Source organism: Prescottella soli (genome assembly GCF_040024445.1).
GTDB classification, from domain to species: domain Bacteria; phylum Actinomycetota; class Actinomycetes; order Mycobacteriales; family Mycobacteriaceae; genus Prescottella; species Prescottella soli.
The window spans coordinates 5029611-5049253 of record NZ_CP157276.1; the positions used below are offsets into that span (position 1 = coordinate 5029611).

Here is a 19643-nt window from a genome sequence, read left to right on the forward strand (position 1 = left end):
TCCGGTGCTCGGGCCGAGTCCTACTGTCCCATAACGTATTTGACGGTGGGTCCGGCGGTCCAGCCGCCGTCGACGGCGATCTCGGCCCCGGTGACGTACGACGCGGCATCCGAGAGCAGGTACGTCACCGCGCCGGCGATCTCGTCGGCCTCGCCGACCCGGCCCATCGGGGTGTTGGGGTAGTTCCCCTCGCCCTGCTGGATGCCGACGCTCGCCGTCATCGGGGTGTAGGTCATCCCGGGATGGACCGAGTTCACCCGGATCCGGTCGGTGCCGAGCTCGACGGCGGCGATCTTGGTCAGCCCGCGCACACCCCACTTCGACGCGCCGTAGCCGGCCGTGAGAGCCAGGCCCATCAGGCCCGCCGCCGACGAGATGTTCACGATCGAGCCGCCAGCTGCGGCCCGCATCGGGGCGATGACGGCCTGGATGCCGTTGAACACGCCCACCAGGTTGATGTCGAGCACCTGCCGAAAATGCTCGAGCGGTTCGTGCTCGATGTACTGGCCCGTCGAGACGCCGGCGTTGTTCACCAGCCCCGTCAGGGTTCCGAACTCGGCGAGGGCGAACTCGACGGCCGCCCGCCACGCGTCGGCGTCGGTGACGTCGAGGCGGATGTAGCGCGCGGCATCTCCCAGGTCGGCGGCGGTGCCGCGGCCGTCGTCGTCGAGGACGTCGGCGATCACCACCTTCCCGCCGCCGTCGACGATCCGGCGCGCGAACGCGGCGCCGAGACCACGGGCGCCTCCCGTGACGAGCACGACCTTGTCGGACAGCATTGCCGATTCATTCATGTGATTCACCTTCCAGCGATTCGCGATCTCAGTTGCTGCGGGCGGCGTGCCGGGCGCCGATGTAGCCGAACACCTCTTGGTGCCCAGGACTCCGGAGCCCTCGCCGCGGCGGAAGTCCTGATCTCGGCCGTTTCGGGCGAATCCGTTGAAACGGGACAGTGTTTCGGTGGATCCGGCCTGCGGATCGGTCGACATCGCGGATCTCCTCGGGGTGCGTGGGGAGGCGACGGCTCGGGGCGTGTGCCCCGGGGCAGGTCACGTCCACGACCCTAGAAAGGGCATGGGGAGCAGCGAAATCTCCTCTCCCGCTCTGCGGGAGGTCGACCGGTCAGATCATCCAGGCGGCAGAGTCGGCCGGCAGCAGACCGTCGGCGAGCGGACGGCTGGTGATGACGACCGTGCCGGCCGGCAGCTCGATCGGGCCGTCGGTCGAGTTCAACACGCAGATCAGCCCACCCGCGCGGCGAAACGCGAAACACCCGGGAGGGCTTCCGTACCAAGCGATGTCGTCGCCCGAGCACTGCGGCAGCATCGCGCGTAGCTCGAGGGCCGAGCGGTACAGCGACAGCGTCGAACGGACCTCCTCGAGCTGCGTCTCGACGGTCAGGGCCGCCCACTCCGGCGGGATCGGCAGCCATGTGTCGGGAGCGGTCGAGAAGCCGAACGGCGGGTGCGCCCCCTCCCACGGCAGCGGTACGCGGCAGCCGTCCCGGCCGCGTTCGGTGTGTCCCGACCGTTCCCACACAGGGTCCTGCAGGACCGCGTCCGGCAGGTCCACGTTCGGCAGCCCCAACTCGGCGCCGTTGTAGATGAACGACGCCCCCGGCAGCGCGAGTTCGACGAGCGCCATCGCCCGGGCGCGGGCGAGGCCGCGGTCGCCGCCGCCGTACCGGGTCACCTCCCGCTCGACGTCGTGATTCGACAGCGTCCACGTCGGCGTGCCGCCGACACGTGCGACGGCGTCGAGGGAGTTCTCGATGGCCGCCCGCACCGCGTCGGCGTCGAACGTCGTCTCGGCGAGGCGGAAATTGAAGCCCAGGTGCAGCTCGTCGGGGCGGATGTACTCGCCGAACCGCTCGTTGTCACGCACCCAGATCTCGCCGACCGACATCGCGTGTGGGTACTCGTTCATGATCTTGCGGATGCCGCGGTGGATCTCGTGGACGCCGGGATTGTTGAACCGCGGATCGTCGTCGTCGTTGCGGAGCAGGGCGTTGGTGTCCCAGTCGTGGTCGGGCAGCCCGTCCGGTTTGGCCATCCCGTGGGCGACATCGATCCGGAATCCGTCGACGCCTCGGTGAAGCCAGAACCGCAGCGTCTTCTCGAGGTCGGCGAACACCTCGGGGTTGTCCCAGTTCAGATCCGGCTGCTCGGCCGCGAAGATGTGCAGGTACCACTGGCCGGGGGTGCCGTCGGGCTCGGTGACCCGGGTCCAGGCGGGCCCACCGAAGACGCTCGGCCAGTTGTTGGGCGGCTGCGAACCGTCCGGTCCGCGGCCGTCGCGGAAGAGGTAACGGTCGCGCGCGGCGCTGCCGGGGGCGGCGGCGAGGGCCTCACGGAACCACGGGTGCTCGTTGCTGGTGTGATTCGGGACGAGGTCCATCGTCACGCGGATCCCGCGCGCGTGCGCCGCGGCGATCAACGCGTCCATCGTGGCGAGGTCACCGAACAGTGGGTCGATGTCGCGCGGATCGGACACGTCGTAGCCGTGATCGGCCATCGGTGACCGCATGACCGGACTGAGCCACAGCGCGTCGACCCCGAGCAGTTCGAGGTAGCCCAGACGGTCGATCACCCCACCGAGGTCGCCCACACCGTCACCGTTGGAGTCCGAGAACGACCGCGGATAGATCTGGTAGAAGACGGCGTTAGACCACCACGAACGCGCGTCGGCCGGCGGGGTGGCGGACTGCTCCTCACGGCTGGTCACAGTCACTCATAGTGCCGCATCGAGAAGGCGGGGAGTGGCGTATGAGACTGTGTCGCCTACACCGGCGAGTTGACCATCGAGGCCGCGGCCATCTCCATGTAGTCGACGAGGGCGCGGCGGTGCGGTTCGTCCAGGGTCGTGTCGTCGATCGACGCGATCGCCGTGTGCATGCACCGCAGCCACGCGTCCCGCTCGATCGGCCCGATCTTGAACGGGTTGTGCCGCATCCGCAGGCGCGGATGCCCGCGCTCCTCGGAGTAGGTACGGGGCCCGCCCCAGTACTGCTCGAGGAACATGCGCATGCGCCGCTCGGCGGGGCCGAGGTCCTCTTCGGGGTACAGCGGCCGGACCACCTCGTCCTTGGCCACTTCCTCGTAGAACCGCGCGGTGAGCTTGCGGAACGTCTCGGCTCCGCCCACTGCCTCGTAGAAGGTCTGCTGCGTCGTGTGGTTCGTCTCAGTCATGTCGTGCTCCATTGTGCCCGTGTCCGACAACTGTGCGTCATCCACCGGGCCCGCGTGCCGCCCGATGTTCACCCGATGTGCGCCGATTTTTTCGCTGAAATGGGTGTGCGCGACCCGATCATCCGTGGTCAACTTGGGACAGTCTTCGCGGAGGTGGCATGACACACCGAAAGAACGTGCGTTCGCACCGACAACTCGTGCCCACTGACGTGCGGGATAACCGCACGTCGGGGGCCTTTCCGCTGCACGTCATCCCCGAGTCGGACCTGTCCGGACTCGCCTCGTCACAGAGCGCCGCGCTGCCCACCTGGAAGAAGCGCCGGGTGCTGCTCCTCAATGCCACCTTCGAACCCCTCACCGCCCTGCCCGCCCGCCGCGCGGTCGTGCTGATGGTGTGCGACAAGGCCGACGCCGTCCACGAGGACCCGCTCGGGCCTGTCATTCACTCCGAGGGCTACGCCCTCCAGGTCCCGTCCGTGATCCGGCTCCGCAACTACGTGCGGGTGCCGTACCGGACCCGCGTGCCGATGACCCGGGCCGCACTGATGCACCGCGACCGGTTCCGGTGTGGCTATTGCGGCGACAAGGCCGAGACCATCGATCACGTCATCCCGAGAAGCCGCGGCGGCGGACACTCGTGGGAGAACTGCGTCGCCTGCTGCGCGCCGTGCAACCACCGAAAAGCGGACAAGTTGCTCGCCGAGTTGGGGTGGACGCTCCGCACGGCGTTGGTGCCGCCGTCGGGTCCGCACTGGCGGCTGCTGGCGAGCACCACCGAGGTGCACCCGACGTGGATTCCGTATCTCGGGGAGGGCGCGGCCTGATTCGGCCCCGGCGCTTCCATTTCGGCAGGACTGGGCTACGGTTTGCGTCGTGAGCATTCTCGAGACAGTGCTGATATTCGTAGGGATTCCAGTCCTGGTGATCGCGGTCCTCGGCCTCCTGACCATCACGGTCCGTCGGTCGCCGAACCCGCTCCCGGCGGAGTACCGCCTCGGCGAGCGGTGGACGTTCGGCCCGGTTCTGTGGAGCGCCACCGACGAGGTGACCACCCACAGCCACCACTCGGCGCATGCCGCGGCTGGTGCAGATCTGATCGGAGGTTCGGCAAGTGGCAAGTGGTGACGTTCTCCAGTCCTCGGCGGTCGCGCCCGCTGATCTGCCGGTCGGCACGGTTGTGACCACCAGCGGTCGCCTCTCCGGCGTGCACCGCGTCGGCGAGCTCCTCAACCAGCCGCCGTTCACGACCGACGAGCTCGTGCGCCTCGACGATGCGCTCACGGACGCGACCCGCCTGACCCAGGTGCGGTTCAACGTCTTCATCGGCGATCTGGGCGAGAACCCGGCCGCCGGCGCCGACGCCGTCTTCCCGAGCACCCCCGAGGCCGAGCGTTCGGTCCTCATCGCGGTGTCGCCGAACCAGCGGGCCATCGAGGTCCGCGGTGGTCGTCGGATCGGAAACCGCGTGACGGACCGCGTCGCGCAGCTCGGTGTCACGGCTGCCGTCGCGTCGTTCGGCGAGGGCAACCTCATCGACGGTCTCGTCTCGGCCCTGCGCGTGATGAGCTCGGCGATCGCCCCCAAGTAATACCTGTACTCAAGCGCTCCACCGGTGACCCGATGCCGCATGGCATCGGGTCACCGGCATTTCGGGCGGAGCCCGACATTCAGCTCTGCTGGGTCAGGTGGCGTCGAACGCGCGGGCCTCGAGCGAGCGCACGATCCCAGCCTTGCCCTCGACCACCAGGCGCCGCAGCGCCGGCGGATGCTCACCGGCGAGGAACGCGTCGGCTGCGGCCACCGATTCGTCACTGATCGACCACGACGGGTACAGCCCGACGACGACGGTCTGCGCGACCTCGCTCGACCGCCGCTCCCACACCGCGGGGATCTCCGCGAAGTAGCGCGCGACGTACGGCTCGAGCAGCTGCGACTGTCCCGGCGCGACGATGCCACCGATGATCGCGCGGGCGGTGATGTTCGGGACGGTGTCGTCGTCGAACACTGTCGTCCAGGCGGTCTCCTTGACCACGGCCTGCGGGCGCGCGGCTGCCGCCGACGCCGCCTGCCGGGCCCCGGCGGCGGTGGGGTCGCGCTGGGCCTCGGCGTCGATGAAGGGGGTCTGCAGTCCGTCCGCGTCCACCTCGCCAGCGGCCGCGAGCGCGTGCACGAGCCGCCAGCGCAGGTCCGTGTCGACGACGAGTCCGGGAAGGCCGATCGTCGTGGGATCGGTCGTGTCCAGCAGTTCCTGCAGCACCTCGGTGTGCCACGCCGACAGCTGCGACCCGGTCAGCGCGTTGACGAACGCCAGCTGGTGGTCCGAGCCCGCCGCGGCCTCGCGCGCCAGCTCGAGCAGCCGGTCCGCGAACGCCGGCCAGCCGAACGCGTCGGCCCAACCGGGCTCGGCGTACGCCGACAGCGCGGTCTGCGCCTGCAGCAGCAGCCGCTGCACGACACCGACCTCCGTCTCCCCGCCGATCCCGCGCTGGACGAGGCTGACGAAGTCGCGGGCGCGCATCTCGGCCTGCCGCGTCATCTCCCACGCCGCCGACCACGCAAGCGTCCGGGGGAGCGGCTCGGCGATGTCCCCGATCCGGCCCACGAGGGTGTCGAGCGAGTCGCGGTCCAAGCGCAGCGAGCAGTACGTGAGGTCGTCGTCGTTGACGAGCACCAGCTTGCCGCGCGGAACGCCCACCAGGTCGGGGACGTCGGTGCTCGGACCCTCGACGTCGAGCTCGACGCGATGGGTCCGGACGAGCTTGCCGGTGGCCGGGTCGTCGTCGTAGACGCCGACCGCGAGCCGGTGCACGCGGGTCTCGCCGGCGCCCGGCTCGGCCCCCTCCTGCAGCACCGCGAAACGCGAGAACGTGCCGTCGGGCTCGATCTGGAAGTCCGGGCGCAGGATGTTCAGGCCCGTCGTCTTGAGCCACTGCGCACCCCAGCCGGACAGGTCGCGGCCGGACGCCTTCTCCAGCGCGCGCAGCAGGTCGTCGAACGTCGCGTTCGCGAACGCGTGCTCGGCGAAGTAGTCGCGCAGGCCGGACATGAACGGCTCGAGGCCCACGTACGCGACGAGCTGCTTGAGCACGCTCGCGCCCTTGGCGTAGGTGATGCCGTCGAAATTGACCTCGACCGCGGCCAGGTCCGGGATGTCCGCGGCGATCGGGTGCGTCGACGGCAACTGGTCCTGCCGGTACGCCCACGACTTCTCCACGTTCGCGAACGTGGTCCACGCGTTGGGGTACTCGGTGGCCTCGGTCTGGCACAGCACCGACGCGAACGTCGCGAAGGACTCGTTGAGCCACAGGTCGTCCCACCACTGCATCGTGACGAGGTCGCCGAACCACATGTGCGCCATCTCGTGCAGCACGGTCTCGGCGCGCCGCTCGTACGAGTACCGGGTCACCTTGGAGCGGAAGACGTAGTCCTCGAGGAACGTCACCGCGCCCGCGTTCTCCATCGCGCCCGCGTTGAACTCCGGCACGAACAGCTGGTCGTACTTGCCGAAGGCGTAGGGGATCCCGAAGTTGTGGTGGTAGAAGCCGAAGCCCTGCTTGGTCTCGGTGAACAGTCGCTCGGCGTCCATGTACTCGGCGAGCGAGGAGCGGCAGTAGATGCCGAGGGGGATGGTGCCGTGCTCGTCCGAGTAGCTGTCCGACCATTGCGCGTACGGGCCGGCGATCAGCGCGACCAGATAGGTGCTCATGCGCGGCGTGGTGCGGAAGACATGCCGGCCCGGCGTCGCCGCGAGCGTCTGCACGGTCTCGGCGTTGGAGACCACCTTCCAGTCCTCCGGCGCGGTGACCGCGACGTCGAAGGTGGCCTTGAGGTCGGGCTGATCGAAGCACGCGAACATGCGCTTGGCGTCGGCGGTCTCGAACTGCGAGTACAGGTACACCGCGTCGTCGGTCGGGTCGACGAACCGGTGCAGGCCCTCGCCGGTGTTCGTGTACAGGCAGTCGGCGTCGACGACCAGTTCGTTGGCCTCGGCCAAGCCGTCGAGCGTGATCCCGGTGGACTCGTCGTACGACGACACGTCCACGGGTGCGCCGTTGAGTGTCGCGGAATGGACTGTGGCGGCGATGATGTCGATGAACGTCGAGGATCCGGCGGTGGCCCCGAACGTGACGGTGGTGCGTGAGCGGAACGTCTTCTCGCCCGGCCGGCCGGCGCCGTCGGTGAGGTCGAGGTCGATGCGGTAGTTGTCGACCGACACCAGCGCCGACCGATCGGCGGCCTGTTCACGGGTCAGATTCGGTGGGGCCACGGAGATCTCCTCGTCAAGGATGGACAAACAACTCTCTGTTATCCCACCACGCATCCCGGCCCGCCCGCGATTTGCGCACTTGTCGCTGCGGCTCGGGCGTCCGCGGCACCGACAAGTGCGCGAAACGCGGGGTCACGGATGGAGCTCGGCGAGCGGGACGGCGGGGTCGGCCAGCCGGGTGGGATCGACCGGGCCGGAGAACGCGACGAGCGCCTTGATGTCGTCGGTGACGTCCCAGATGTTGACGTTCATCCCGGCCAGGACGTGGTTCTCCTCGTCGAGCCAGAACGCGAGGAACTCGCGCCCCGCGACGTCGCCGCGGGTGACCACCTTCGAGTACTTCGGCGCCCAGCCCACGTACTCCATGCCGAGGTCGTACTGGTCGGTGAAGAAGTACGGCAGATTCGTGTACTCCTCGGGATGCCCCAGCATGGTCGCCGCCGCGATCGCCGGTTGGTTCAGCGCGTTCGCCCAGTGTTCGACACGGACCCGCGTCGCCAACAGCGGGTGCTGCTGCGCGGCGATGTCCCCGACGGCGACGATGTCGGGATCGCTGGTGGTCAGGTTCCCGTTCACGAGCACCCCGCCGTTGACGGAAAGTCCCGCGGACTCGGCGATCTCGATGTTCGGTTGCGCGCCGACCGCGACCAGGACCGTATCCGCGGGCAGCGCCGTGCCGTCGCCGAGGCGGACGCCGTCGGCGCGGCCGTCGGTCACGGTGATCTCCTCGACCTTCGCGCCGAACCGGAAATCGACGCCGTGTTCGCGGTGGAGATCGGCGAACACCGCACCCATCTCCTTGCCGAGCGCGGCGAGCAGCGGCAGTTCGGAAGCCTCGACGATCGTGACCGACACATCCCGGTTCCGCGCGCCCGCCCCGATCTCCAGGCCGATCCACCCCCCACCCACGATTACCAACCGGGATCCGGGCTCCAGCGCCGCGATGAGAGCGTCCGACTCGTCGATCGTGCGTAGGTAGTGCACGCCCGCGGCGTCCGCGCCGGAAATCGGGGGACGGCGCGACCGCGAACCCGTGGCGAGGGCCAGCTTGTCGTAGGCGACGGTGGAACCGTCGGGCAGGACCACGTGCTTGCGGTCGCGGTCGATCGCCGTCGCCGTCGTTCCCAGCCGCACGTCCACGTGGTGGTCGCGGTACCAGTCACCGTGCTGCACCGTGAAATCGGGCAATTCCTTCTTGCCGGCGACATGTTCCTTCGACAGTGGCGGCCGCTCGTACGGAAGGTGGTCCTCCTCGCAGAGGAGCACGATCGACCCGTCGAAGTCCCTGTCCCTCAACGATTCTGCGATCTTCGCGCCGGCCAGGCCGCCGCCGACGATCACGAACGTGCGATTCGATGGCGCGTGGAGTGTCACGGGAGGCTCCGTCCCCGAGTCGCCGACGACCGTTGCTGTCGACCGTCGTGTCGACTCTCGCTGGTGGCTGTCCTCCACCGACACTATCCGGGGTCACGGGCGCGCGGGAAGGATTCCCGCGGGGTCGTGGTTGTCTTGAACGGACAGGTGTGACGGAGGTCGCGCCGCAGGAAGAGGGAGTCAGGCGTGAGTGCAAACACCGGCAGCGGAGACCGCAAGGACACTGTCGACTTCTGGTTCGATCCGCTGTGCCCGTGGTGCTGGATCACGTCGCGCTGGATCCTGGAGGTCACCAAGGTCCGCGACATCGACGCGAACTTCCACGTCATGAGCCTCGCCGTCCTCAACGAGGGACGCGAGCTGCCCGAGGAGTACCGCGAGCGGATGGCCCAGGCGTGGGGGCCGGTGCGCGTGCTGATCGCGGCCGCGCAGCAGCGGGGCGACGACATCCTGCTCCCGCTCTACACCGCGATGGGCACCCGCATCCACAACGAGGGCAACCAGGACCTGACCGACGTGATCGTCAAGTCGCTGGCCGAGCTGGAGCTGCCCGCGGACCTGGCCGCGGCCGCGGACACCGACGAGTTCGACGCCGAGCTGCGCCGCAGCCACCACGCCGGCATGGACAAGGTGGGCGACGACGTCGGCACCCCGACGATCCACGTCAACGGCACCGCGTTCTTCGGTCCGGTCCTGTCGCGCATCCCGCGCGGCGAGGACGCAGGCCGAGTGTGGGACGGCGCGGTGGCACTCGCGTCCTACCCGCACTTCTTCGAGCTCAAGCGCACCCGCACCGAGGACCCCGCGTTCGACTGACGTCGCCCGCTCGGACATCGGACCAGGGGCAGGCGGGTGGCGCGGGCACGTGGTAGTCGCGTGTCCGCGGCCGGTCCGCTCGAGTCCCCACCGTCGCCGGGTCGGCGCCGCCTGTCAGAATTGAGGTCATGCGCGTATACCTGGGTGCCGACCACGCCGGCTTCGAACGCAAGAACCAGATCATCGAACACCTCACCGCCAACGGCCACGAGGCCATCGACTGCGGTGCGCACGAATACGACGCCCTCGACGACTACCCCGCCTTCTGCATCGAGGCGGCCCGCCGCGTCGTCGCCGACCCGGGCAGCCTGGGCCTGGTGCTCGGCGGCAGCGGCAACGGCGAGCAGATCGCCGCGAACAAGGTCCCCGGCGCCCGCTGCGCGCTGGCGTGGAGCGTCGAGACCGCACAGCTCGCGCGCCAGCACAACAACGCGCAGCTGATCGGCATCGGCGGCCGTATGCACACGCTCGAGGAGACGCTCGCGATCGTCGACGCCTTCCTGTCGACTGCATGGTCGGAGGAGGAGCGCCACCAGCGTCGCATCGACATCCTCGCCGAGTACGAGAAGACGGGTGTCGCGCCGGCGCTGCCCGAGGCACCCGAGGCATAGGAAGACCACCTTGCCCGAGGGACACACCCTGCACCGTCTCGCGCGTCTGCATCAGAGACGGTTCGCGGGATCCCCGGTGCGGGTGTCGAGCCCGCAAGGACGTTTCACCGAGGACGCGGCCCTGATCGACGGCCGCGTCCTCGTCCGTTCCGACGCCTGGGGCAAGCACCTGTGGCACCACTACGAGAACGGTCTGGTGGTGCACGTCCACCTGGGCCTGTACGGGAAGTTCACCGAGTCGGCGGTGCCCCTCGACGCGCCCGTCGGCCAGGTCCGCATGCGCATGATCGGCGCCGACCACGGCACCGACCTGCGCGGGCCCACCGCGTGCGAGGTGCTGCACCCACCGCAGGTCGCGGCGATCGAGGCCCGGCTGGGGCCGGACCCGCTCCGAAACGATGCCGACCCGGACCGTGCGTGGGCACGGATCTCCAAGTCGCAAACGCCGATCGGCGCGCTACTGATGGATCAGGCTGTCCTCGCCGGGGTCGGCAACGTCTACCGTGCGGAGATCCTGTTCCGGCACGGCATCCACCCCGAACGCCCGGGCAAGCGGGTCAGCCGCGCCGAGTTCGACGCGATGTGGGCGGACCTCGTCGAGCTGATGAGCATCGGGGTGCGTCGCGGCAAGATGCACGTCGTGCGTCCCGAGGACGACCACGGTGAGCCGTCGTACGCGAAGGACCGGCCGCGTACCTACACCTACCGCAGAGCAGGATCGGCGTGCCGCATCTGCGGCACGCCGATCGCTCACACAGTCATGAAGGGGCGCAACCTGTTCTGGTGCCCCGGTTGTCAGGCCGACTAGAAGTCGAAGCCGCCGAAGTCGCCGCCACCGAAGTCGCCACCACCGAAGTCGCCGCCGCCCCAGTCGCCGCCACCGTCTCCCATGGCGCCGTAGTCGGTATCGCCGCCCATGTCGCCACCGGCGTCGCCGCCCATGTCACCCATGTCGCCACCCTGGTCCTGACCGGCCTCGAGGCCGTCCTGGTAGCCGTCGCCGTACCCGCTCTCGAAGGCCTGCGCGTCGTAGGGGACGCCCGACATGCCGGAGAACATCGCCGAGAACAGGAACATCGAACCGACGCCCCACGCACCCGCGACGAGGGCGGGCTTCCACCACGGCTCCGAGTACCAGCCGGCCGGGACCGGACGTCCGGCGACGCGGCCGCCGGGGTAGTAGTTCGGCGTGCGCGCCGACGGGTTCGGCGACGCGGACACCTGACGACCCTCGAACTCGATCTCGCGGTCCTCGGTGACCGAACCGGCCGTCTTCTGGCCGTCGATGCTCGGAACCTCGGGGCCGGGATCCATGCCCATCGCCGTGCGCGCGGCACGGATGTAGTACAGGCCCTCGAGCGCGGTCTGCTTCGCGAGGCGGGCCTGGACCGGCGTGGTGGCCTGCTCGATCTGCGAGCCGGCGGCGGTGTACCGCTCGGACGCGTCGGCGAGCGCCTGCTTGGAGGCGTCGTCGGAGCCGACGAGGTTGTAGACCTGGCCGCCCAGTCGCTCGATCGCCTGGCGCGCATCCGCCTTGGCGTCTTCGAGCTGGTTCGCCGAGTGGCCCTTGTTCTTGTTCTGGCTCTTCATGACCAGAAAGACGACGGCGCCGAGTACAGCGACGATGAGGAGGAGTTCCACGGGGTGCCTTCCGGGGGCGACAAAACGGACATCGTTCAGGATACCGGGGTCGGGTGACCCGCGACTCGGACACGATCCGCTTGTCGGGGGTCGATGCGAACATATGTTCGTGTCCGAGTCGAGTGACGGTCCGGGTTCGGAGCCTCCGCTGTCGGGGCGAGCCGACGCGACGATCCTGCATGCCGACCTGGACGCCTTCTACGCGTCGGTCGAGCAGCGCGACGATCCGAGCCTGCGGGGGCGGCCGGTGATCGTGGGCGGGGGAGTGGTCCTCGCGGCGAGCTACGAGGCCAAGGCGTTCGGGGTCCGGACCGCCAGCAGCGGCGCGCAGGCGATGCGGCTGTGCCCGCAGGCGGTCGTCGTGCGACCGCGGATGTCGGCCTACGCCGAGGCCAGCCGCGCGGTCTTCGAGGTCTTCCGCCGGACGACGCCGCTCGTCGAGGGCATCTCCATCGACGAGGCCTTTCTCGACGTCGGCGGGCTGCGTCGGATCTCGGGCAGCCCGATGCGGATCGCGGCACGGCTCCGGCACGACGTGCGCGCGGAGGTCGGGCTGCCGATCACCGTCGGCGTCGCCCGGACGAAGTTCCTGGCCAAGGTCGCGAGCGCGGTGGGGAAGCCCGACGGGTTGCTGCTGGTGCCGCCGGATCGTGAGCTCGACTTCCTGCACCCGCTGCCCGTGGAGCGCCTGTGGGGCGTCGGCGCGGTCACCTCCCGGAAGCTGCACGACTACGGCGTGCGGACGGTCGGTCAGCTGGCGACGCTCTCCGAACGCGAGCTGTCCATGGTGGTCGGTCCCGCGGGGGCGCGGCACCTGCACGCGCTCGCGTGGGCCCGCGACCCGAGACGGGTGCAGACGGGACGACGGCGCCGGTCCATCGGGGCCCAGCACGCGCTCGGAAATCGGCCGCGAAGCTTCGAGGAGATCGAGACGACGGCCGGTGCGCTCGTGGACCGGGTGGCGCGACGCCTGCGTGCGGCCGGCTGGGTGTGTCGCACGGTGGTGCTGCGGTTGCGGTTCGCGGACTTCGGGCGAGCCACCCGTTCGGTGACGCTCGCCGAGGCGTCGGCGCGCACCGAGACCGTCCTCGCCGCGGTCCGGTCGCTGCTCGCACAGTCACGGCCGCTGATCGCCGAGCGGGGACTGACCCTGGTCGGTGTGGCGCTGTCGAACCTCGGCCGGGAGGGCGCCGAGCAACTGGCCTTACCGTTCGAGCCGGACACCGGGACTCCTGTCACGGAGTCCGACGGTGTCCGGCTCGACGGTGCACTCGACGCGGTCCGGGCGAAGTTCGGATCGGTCGCGGTCACCCGCGCGGCGCTGCTCGGTCGCGATCGCGATCGCGGCGAGAGCGTCCCGATCCTGCCCGACTAGATCGCGCGGGTCAGGCGTCTGTCAGGCTCCGGCGGCGGCGTTCAGCTGCTCGAGGGTGCCGGTGGCCTCCAGGTACTCCTGCACCCACCGCTCGATGACCGCGGCGGTCTTCTCCACCTTGGTGAACTGCCCCACGACCTGGCCCACCGGGTTGAACGCGACGTCGACCGTCTCGTCGGGGTACTTGTGGGTGGCGGCCACGGCCATGCCGGACACCATGTACTGCAGCGGCATGCCGAGCGGCTCCGGGTTGCCTTCCTTCTCCCACGCCTCGGTCCAGTCGTTGCGCAGCATTCGGCACGGCTTGCCGGTGAACGAGCGGCTGCGGACCGTGTCGCGGCTGCTCGCGTTGGCGTACGCGGCCTGCTGGACGGCGGTGTTCTCGGCCTCCTCGACCATCAGCCACTGCGAGCCCGACCACGCGCCCTGCGCGCCCATGGCCAGCGCGGCGGCGATCTGCAGGCCGCTGCCGATGCCACCGGCGGCCAGCACCGGGATGGGCGCGACCTCCTTGACGACCTGCGGCCACAGCACGATCGAGCCGACCTCGCCGCAGTGGCCGCCGCCCTCGCCGCCCTGCGCGATGATGATGTCGATGCCGGCGTCCGCGTGCTTGCGGGCCTGGTAGGGCGAGCCGCAGAGCGCGGCGACCTTGCGGCCGGCCGCGTGAATGTGCTCGATCATGTCCGGGGGCGGGGTGCCGAGCGCATTGGCGATCAGCGTGACCTTGGGGTGCTGCAGCGCCACCTCGACCTGCGGGGTGGCGGTGGCCTCGGTCCAGCCGAGCAGCTGCAACGCGTTCTCGTTGGGATCCTCGGGTACCGGGACGCCGTGGTCGGTGAGGATGCCGCGCGCGAAGTTCAGCGTCTCCTGCGGCACCATCGACTGCAGCATTTTCTTGAGGTCGTCGCCCGACAGGTTCGAATCCATGCCCTCGTACTTGTTCGGGATCACGATGTCGACGCCGTACGGGTGGTCGCCGATGTGCTTGTCGATCCACTCGAGCTCGATCTCGAGCTCCTCGGGGGTGAATCCGACGGCGCCGAGAACGCCGAATCCGCCGGCCTTGCTGACGGCGACCACGACGTCTCGGCAATGGGTGAACGCGAAGATCGGGAACTCGATCCCGAGATCGTCGCAGAGGGGGGTGTGCATCCGGCACTCCTTCGGGGGCGGTGGAATCGGTACGAAAGTTGTAACAGGTTCCAACCTGGGTGGGAGTGTTTCCGATCGAGGCGGCCATCGCCCGAAACGGTCGACCGTTCGCGGAATCGGACCGGAACCCGTCGTCGGCGCCCGCGGGCGATGTGACGAATGCCACATCGGGGGTGTCGCGAACGGGAAACGCGCGGGATATCGCACTCGTGCTGGTCTTCGGGGTGCGCGGGTTGCGGCAACAGGAGGTATGAACGGCCGCTGGAATCCCCGCAGGTGATCTTCTCGGCGAGATGTCCCGGAAACGAAAAAACCCTCGCCTCCTGCGCTGCGGCAGTTGGGCGAGGGTTTCCCTCTACTGAGGGGATGACGGGAATCGAACCCGCGTAATCAGTTTGGAAGACTGAGGCTCTACCATTGAGCTACATCCCCGTGCATACGACATTAGTGGGATCGCCAGCGATGCCGTGTGCGAGATGGAACTGTACCGACCTCGCTTTGGATTTCATAATCGGGGGGCCGTAGGATTCTGCCTCGGGTCCTCGCGAGGTTGGCGAAGTCCTGTTCGACGGGGTGTGGCGCAGCTTGGTAGCGCATCCGCTTTGGGAGCGGAGGGTCGCAGGTTCAAATCCTGTCACCCCGACCAATCGTGCGACGGGGCCGCGAATGCGGCACCGTCGCGCAAGAACGACATAACGAACTAAGAGCATCACCACTACGAAGGAGCCAGATCCGTGAAGAGCACCGTCGAGCAGCTCAGCCCGACGCGAGTCCGTATCAACGTTGAGGTGCCCTTCGAGGAGCTCAAGCCTGATTTCGACAAGGCCTACAAGGCGCTCGCGCAGCAGATCCGTCTCCCCGGCTTCCGCCCGGGCAAGGCGCCGGCCAAGCTGCTCGAGGCTCGTGTCGGCCGCGGCGCCGTGCTCGAGCAGGTCGTCAACGACGCCCTGCCGTCCCGCTACTCCGAGGCCGTCTCGGCCAGCGACGTGAAGGTCATCGGTCAGCCGGAGATCGACATCACCAAGCTCGAGGACGGCCAGGAGCTGGTCTTCACGGCCGAGGTCGACGTCCGCCCCGAGATCACCCTCCCCGACTTCGCCACGATCGCCGTCGAGGTCGACCCGATCGAGGTCACCGACGAGGCCGTTGCCGAGCAGCTGCTGTCGCTGCGTCAGCGTTTCGGCACCCTCAAGGGCGTCGAGCGTGCCGTGCAGGACGGCGACTTCGTCTCCATCGACCTGTCCGCCACCGTCGACGGTGAGGCTGTTCCGGAGGCGACCGCGTCCGGTCTGTCTCACGAGGTCGGCTCGGGTCAGCTGATCGAGGGCCTGGACGAGGCCGTCCTGGGAGTGGCTGCCGGAGAGTCGAAAGACTTCACCTCCAAGCTGGTCGCCGGTGAGCACGTCGGCAAGGACGCCGTCATCACCGTCACCGTCAACACGGTCAAGGAGCGCGAGCTGCCCGAGGCCGACGACGAGTTCGCCCAGATGGCAAGCGAGTTCGACACCCTTGCCGAGCTGGAGGCCGACCTGCGCGAGCGCGTCGCACGCGTCCGCAAGGTCGAGCAGGCCGGCCAGATCCGCGACAAGGTTCTGGAGAGCCTGCTCGAGACCGTCGAGGTTCCGCTGCCCGAGGCCGTCGTCCAGGCCGAGGTCGACGCGGCCCTGCACGACGCGATCCACGGTCTGGAGCACGACGAGGAGAAGCTGAACGAGCTCCTCGAGGCTCAGGGCACCACGCGTGAGCAGTTCGACGCGGACGCCAAGGAGGCCGCCGAGCGCTCGGTGAAGACCCAGCTGCTCCTCGATGCGATCGCCGACGCCGCCGGCACCACCGTCGGCCAGGACGAGCTCACCGAGCGCATCCTGTTCCAGGCGCAGCGCTACGGCATGGCGCCGGAGCAGTTCATCCAGCAGATCCAGCAGGCCAACCAGCTCGGCGCGGTCTTCGCGGACGTGCGTCGCGGTAAGGCGCTCGCGGGTGTCGTCGACGCTGCGAGCGTCACCGACACGGCCGGCGAGGCGATCGACACCGCCGAGATGTTCGGCACCGCCGAGGCCTCCGAGGACAGCGAGGGCGACGAGCAGAAGTAAGTCCCGGCGGCGTATTCCACGCCTCCCAGGGAAAGACTTTTCCGCTTTCAGCGAAGTAGGGCGGCACCGGGACTCCGGTGCCGCCCTACTTCGTTAGTGTCTGTGTGAGGAACCAACGACTTATCGAGAAGGCAGGTACCGTGACTTACCAGAATCCCGCCATGACTTCGGCCACCTCCGGTCTGAATCTCAGCGACTCGGTGTACGAACGCCTGCTTCGCGAGCGCATCATCTTCCTCGGCACGCAGGTGGACGACGACATCGCGAACAAGCTGTGCGCCCAGATCCTGCTGCTGTCGGCAGAGGACCCGACTCGGGACATCAACCTGTACATCAACTCGCCCGGCGGGTCGGTCACGGCGGGCATGGCGATCTACGACACCATGCAGTTCGCCGAGTGCGACGTCGCGACCTTCGGCATGGGCCTGGCCGCCTCGATGGGACAGTTCCTGCTCTCGGCCGGCACGAAGGGCAAGCGGTACGCGCTGCCCCACGCCCGGATCATGATGCACCAGCCGTCGGCCGGCATCGGCGGTACCGCGTCGGACATCGCGATCATGGCCGAGCAGTTCGCGCACACCAAGCGTGAGATGGCCGAGCTCATCGCCGAGCACACCGGTCAGACGGTCGAGCAGATCACGGCGGACTCGGACCGCGACCGTTGGTTCACCGCTCGGGAGGCGCTCGACTACGGCTTCGTCGACCACGTCGTCACCCGCGCGCGGCAGGCCGGTGGCGCGGGCAACTAGGCCCGCGCCCGCATCCGCCCTTCTGCTCAGACCATCCTTGGAGAACTGATGACCAACATGTTCGATCCCCGCGCGCTCGGTGGACAGGCTCCGGCCGGTGCGCAGTCCCGCTACATCCTGCCGTCGTTCATCGAGCACTCCAGCTACGGCGTCAAGGAGTCCAACCCGTACAACAAGCTGTTCGAGGAGCGCATCATCTTCCTCGGCACGCAGGTCGACGACGCGTCGGCGAACGACATCATGGCCCAGCTGCTGGTGCTCGAGTCGCTCGACCCGGACCGTGACATCACGATGTACATCAACTCGCCCGGCGGCTCGTTCACGTCGCTGATGGCGATCTACGACACGATGCAGTACGTCCGCGCCGACATCACGACCGTGTGCCTCGGCCAGGCGGCGTCGGCGGCTGCGGTGCTGCTCGCGGCCGGCACCCCCGGCAAGCGTCTGGCGCTGCCGAACGCGCGTGTGCTGATCCACCAGCCGGCCACCGGCGGCATCCAGGGCCAGGTCTCCGACCTCGAGATCCAGGCTGCGGAGATCGAGCGGATGCGCCGTCTCATGGAGACGACGCTGTCGAAGCACACCGGCAAGGATCCCGACGTGGTCCGCAAGGACACCGATCGCGACAAGATCCTCACCGCCGAAGAGGCCAAGGAGTACGGCATCATCGACAACGTGCTCGAGTACCGGAAGCTGTCCGCCCAGAAGTGATGTGGGGGTTCCCGGCCCACCGACACGCCGAGCGATCGGATTGCGGTGGGCCGGGGCGCACACCCGTCAAGCTTGGCATTCCGCGTTGACCACGCGGATGTGATTCAGGTGTCGGAAACGTGTTCGCCGTGCGGGAATCACCGGCTTTCGGTCGACCTCTTTCCCGATCTGCGGGTACGGTCACACCATGAGCCCTCGATCCTGAGCCGAGGAAGCGGAGCCGCCGTCGGGCGGGCCGTGTGAGTCGGGTGGGGACGCTCGCACGTAGACAAGGAAGTAGGGACCTTACGAGATGGCACGCATCGGTGACGGCGGCGATCTGCTCAAGTGCTCGTTCTGCGGTAAGAGCCAGAAGCAGGTCAAGAAGCTCATTGCGGGACCGGGGGTCTACATCTGCGACGAATGCATCGATCTGTGCAACGAGATCATCGAGGAGGAACTCGCCGAGTCGAGTGAGGTCAAGCTCGACGAGCTCCCCAAGCCCGCGGAGATCCGCGAGTTCCTCGAGAACTATGTCATCGGCCAGGACGCGGCCAAGCGGACGCTGGCGGTGGCCGTCTACAACCACTACAAGCGGATCCAGGCCGGCGACCGTGGCCGGGATGCCCGCGGCGAGACCGTGGAGCTGGCCAAGTCCAACATCCTGATGCTCGGCCCCACCGGCTGTGGCAAGACCTATCTGGCGCAGACGCTCGCGAAGATGCTCAACGTGCCTTTCGCGATCGCGGACGCGACGGCGCTGACCGAGGCCGGATACGTCGGCGAGGACGTCGAGAACATCCTGCTGAAGTTGATCCAGGCCGCCGACTACGACGTCAAGCGCGCCGAGACGGGCATCATCTACATCGACGAGGTCGACAAGATCGCCCGCAAGAGCGAGAACCCGTCGATCACCCGCGACGTCTCCGGTGAGGGCGTGCAGCAGGCGCTGCTGAAGATCCTCGAGGGAACGCAGGCGAGTGTGCCCCCGCAGGGCGGCCGCAAGCACCCGCACCAGGAGTTCATCCAGATCGACACCACCAACGTGCTGTTCATCGTCGCCGGTGCGTTCGCGGGCCTCGAGAAGATCGTCTCGGACCGAGTGGGCAAGCGCGGCATCGGTTTCGGTGCCGAGGTGCGATCCAAGGCGGAGATCGACACGCAGGATCACTTCGCCGAGGTGATGCCCGAGGATCTCATCAAGTTCGGCTTGATCCCCGAGTTCATCGGCCGTCTTCCGGTCGTGGCGTCGGTGACGAACCTCGACAAGGACTCGCTGGTGAAGATCCTGTCGGAGCCCAAGAACGCGCTGGTCAAGCAGTACACCCGGCTGTTCGAGATGGACGGCGTCGAGCTCGAGTTCACGGTCGACGCGCTCGAAGCCATCGCCGACCAGGCCATCCACCGTGGCACCGGCGCGCGTGGTCTGCGCGCCATCATGGAGGAAGTCCTGCTGCCGGTGATGTACGACATCCCGAGCCGTGACGACGTCGCGAAGGTGGTCGTGACCGCCGAGACCGTCAACGACAACGTGCTGCCGACGATCGTGCCGCGCAAGCCGGAGCGCGAGCGCCGCGACAAGTCGGCCTAGCCGGCTCTGCAGAAAACGACACTGCCGCCCGATCTCCGCGAGGAGGTCGGGCGGCAGTGTCGTTTCCAGGGGTATTTCGTTCAGAGTGCGCGG

The 19643-nt window shown here is 68.5% G+C and carries 18 protein-coding genes and 2 tRNA genes; 12 read left to right on the forward strand and 8 right to left on the reverse strand.

The window, feature by feature from the left end; translation table 11 throughout:
* Positions 1-20: 20 nt before the first annotated feature.
* From ABI214_RS23380 to ABI214_RS23390, 3 genes are all read right to left on the reverse strand, one after another.
* Positions 21-794 (reverse strand): glucose 1-dehydrogenase, encoded by a 774-nt coding sequence (locus ABI214_RS23380; protein WP_348604814.1) that lies wholly within the window; start codon positions 792-794, stop codon positions 21-23.
* A gap of 328 nt (positions 795-1122) precedes the next feature.
* Entirely contained in the window at positions 1123-2730 is a 1608-nt protein-coding gene (locus ABI214_RS23385) for a glycoside hydrolase family 13 protein (RefSeq protein ID WP_408586354.1), read from the reverse strand.
* Between the two features lie 50 nt (positions 2731-2780).
* Positions 2781-3188, reverse strand: coding sequence for a globin (locus tag ABI214_RS23390; RefSeq protein ID WP_348604816.1), 408 nt, complete (start codon positions 3186-3188; stop codon positions 2781-2783).
* Between the two features lie 158 nt (positions 3189-3346).
* Here ABI214_RS23390 and ABI214_RS23395 point away from each other — a divergent pair, with 158 nt between their 5' ends.
* From ABI214_RS23395 to ABI214_RS23405, 3 genes are read left to right on the forward strand one after another with little or no spacing between them, the layout of a single operon-like run.
* Positions 3347-4012, forward strand: a complete 666-nt coding sequence (locus tag ABI214_RS23395; RefSeq protein WP_348604817.1) for an HNH endonuclease — start codon at positions 3347-3349, stop codon at positions 4010-4012.
* 49 nt (positions 4013-4061) lie between these two features.
* On the forward strand, positions 4062-4313 hold the full coding sequence (ctaJ, locus tag ABI214_RS23400) for an aa3-type cytochrome oxidase subunit CtaJ (protein WP_348604818.1): 252 nt from the start codon (positions 4062-4064) through the stop codon (positions 4311-4313).
* Positions 4300-4776, forward strand: coding sequence for a DUF5130 domain-containing protein (locus tag ABI214_RS23405; RefSeq protein ID WP_348604819.1), 477 nt, complete (start codon positions 4300-4302; stop codon positions 4774-4776). The genes ctaJ and ABI214_RS23405 overlap by 14 nt, the downstream gene beginning before the upstream one ends.
* 93 nt (positions 4777-4869) lie before the next feature.
* On the opposite strand, the gene pepN is transcribed toward ABI214_RS23405, so the two are convergent.
* Together pepN and ABI214_RS23415 are read right to left on the reverse strand one after the other, a co-directional pair.
* Positions 4870-7455, reverse strand: coding sequence for an aminopeptidase N (pepN, locus tag ABI214_RS23410; protein WP_348604820.1), 2586 nt, complete (start codon positions 7453-7455; stop codon positions 4870-4872).
* 132 nt (positions 7456-7587) lie between these two features.
* On the reverse strand, positions 7588-8829 hold the full coding sequence (locus tag ABI214_RS23415) for an NAD(P)/FAD-dependent oxidoreductase (RefSeq protein ID WP_348604821.1): 1242 nt from the start codon (positions 8827-8829) through the stop codon (positions 7588-7590).
* Between the two features lie 186 nt (positions 8830-9015).
* Here ABI214_RS23415 and ABI214_RS23420 point away from each other — a divergent pair, with 186 nt between their 5' ends.
* From ABI214_RS23420 to ABI214_RS23430, 3 genes are all read left to right on the forward strand, one after another.
* Positions 9016-9645, forward strand: a complete 630-nt coding sequence (locus ABI214_RS23420) for a DsbA family protein (protein WP_348604822.1) — start codon at positions 9016-9018, stop codon at positions 9643-9645.
* 128 nt (positions 9646-9773) lie between these two features.
* On the forward strand, positions 9774-10256 hold the full coding sequence (locus ABI214_RS23425; RefSeq protein ID WP_280762436.1) for a ribose-5-phosphate isomerase: 483 nt from the start codon (positions 9774-9776) through the stop codon (positions 10254-10256).
* Between the two features lie 10 nt (positions 10257-10266).
* Positions 10267-11064 (forward strand): Fpg/Nei family DNA glycosylase, encoded by a 798-nt coding sequence (locus tag ABI214_RS23430; RefSeq protein ID WP_348604823.1) that lies wholly within the window; start codon positions 10267-10269, stop codon positions 11062-11064.
* On the opposite strand, the gene ABI214_RS23435 is transcribed toward ABI214_RS23430, so the two are convergent.
* Positions 11061-11897: a DUF1542 domain-containing protein gene (locus ABI214_RS23435; RefSeq protein ID WP_348604824.1), complete on the reverse strand. Its 837-nt coding sequence runs from the start codon at positions 11895-11897 to the stop codon at positions 11061-11063. The two genes, ABI214_RS23430 and ABI214_RS23435, sit on opposite strands and share 4 nt — an antisense overlap.
* Positions 11898-12000: 103 nt before the next feature.
* Between ABI214_RS23435 and dinB the strand changes: the two genes are divergently transcribed.
* The gene (gene dinB / locus ABI214_RS23440; RefSeq protein WP_348604825.1) at positions 12001-13272 is read left to right on the forward strand and encodes a DNA polymerase IV; all 1272 of its coding nucleotides are present in this window, start codon (positions 12001-12003) and stop codon (positions 13270-13272) included.
* A gap of 21 nt (positions 13273-13293) precedes the next feature.
* Here the strand turns inward: dinB and ABI214_RS23445 are convergent, their stop codons facing one another.
* Positions 13294-14427: a nitronate monooxygenase gene (locus tag ABI214_RS23445; protein WP_348604826.1), complete on the reverse strand. Its 1134-nt coding sequence runs from the start codon at positions 14425-14427 to the stop codon at positions 13294-13296.
* A 361-nt stretch (positions 14428-14788) separates the two neighbouring features.
* A tRNA-Gly gene (locus tag ABI214_RS23450) sits at positions 14789-14859 on the reverse strand.
* 137 nt (positions 14860-14996) lie between these two features.
* Between ABI214_RS23450 and ABI214_RS23455 the strand changes: the two genes are divergently transcribed.
* The 5 genes from ABI214_RS23455 (at position 14997) to clpX (ending at position 19550) form a co-directional block, all read left to right on the forward strand.
* A tRNA-Pro gene (locus ABI214_RS23455) sits at positions 14997-15073 on the forward strand.
* An 88-nt stretch (positions 15074-15161) separates the two neighbouring features.
* On the forward strand, positions 15162-16520 hold the full coding sequence (gene tig / locus ABI214_RS23460) for a trigger factor (RefSeq protein WP_348604827.1): 1359 nt from the start codon (positions 15162-15164) through the stop codon (positions 16518-16520).
* 140 nt (positions 16521-16660) lie between these two features.
* Entirely contained in the window at positions 16661-17269 is a 609-nt protein-coding gene (locus ABI214_RS23465) for an ATP-dependent Clp protease proteolytic subunit (protein ID WP_408586360.1), read from the forward strand.
* A 48-nt stretch (positions 17270-17317) separates the two neighbouring features.
* Positions 17318-17980, forward strand: coding sequence for an ATP-dependent Clp protease proteolytic subunit (locus ABI214_RS23470; protein ID WP_280762076.1), 663 nt, complete (start codon positions 17318-17320; stop codon positions 17978-17980).
* A gap of 292 nt (positions 17981-18272) precedes the next feature.
* A complete protein-coding gene (clpX, locus tag ABI214_RS23475; RefSeq protein WP_280762075.1) occupies positions 18273-19550 on the forward strand; it encodes an ATP-dependent Clp protease ATP-binding subunit ClpX in 1278 nt (425 codons plus the stop codon).
* Positions 19551-19643 lie beyond the last annotated feature (93 nt).

Coding starts and splice junctions, on each gene's coding strand:
- ABI214_RS23380 (WP_348604814.1), bottom strand. CDS start 794: ATGAATGAATCGGCAATGCTGTCCGACAAGGTCGTGCTCGTCACGGGA.
- ABI214_RS23390 (WP_348604816.1), bottom strand. CDS start 3,188: ATGACTGAGACGAACCACACGACGCAGCAGACCTTCTACGAGGCAGTG.
- ABI214_RS23395 (WP_348604817.1), top strand. CDS start 3,347: ATGACACACCGAAAGAACGTGCGTTCGCACCGACAACTCGTGCCCACT.
- ABI214_RS23425 (WP_280762436.1), top strand. CDS start 9,774: ATGCGCGTATACCTGGGTGCCGACCACGCCGGCTTCGAACGCAAGAAC.
- dinB (WP_348604825.1), top strand. CDS start 12,001: ATGTTCGTGTCCGAGTCGAGTGACGGTCCGGGTTCGGAGCCTCCGCTG.
- ABI214_RS23445 (WP_348604826.1), bottom strand. CDS start 14,427: ATGCACACCCCCCTCTGCGACGATCTCGGGATCGAGTTCCCGATCTTC.
- ABI214_RS23470 (WP_280762076.1), top strand. CDS start 17,318: ATGACCAACATGTTCGATCCCCGCGCGCTCGGTGGACAGGCTCCGGCC.
- clpX (WP_280762075.1), top strand. CDS start 18,273: ATGGCACGCATCGGTGACGGCGGCGATCTGCTCAAGTGCTCGTTCTGC.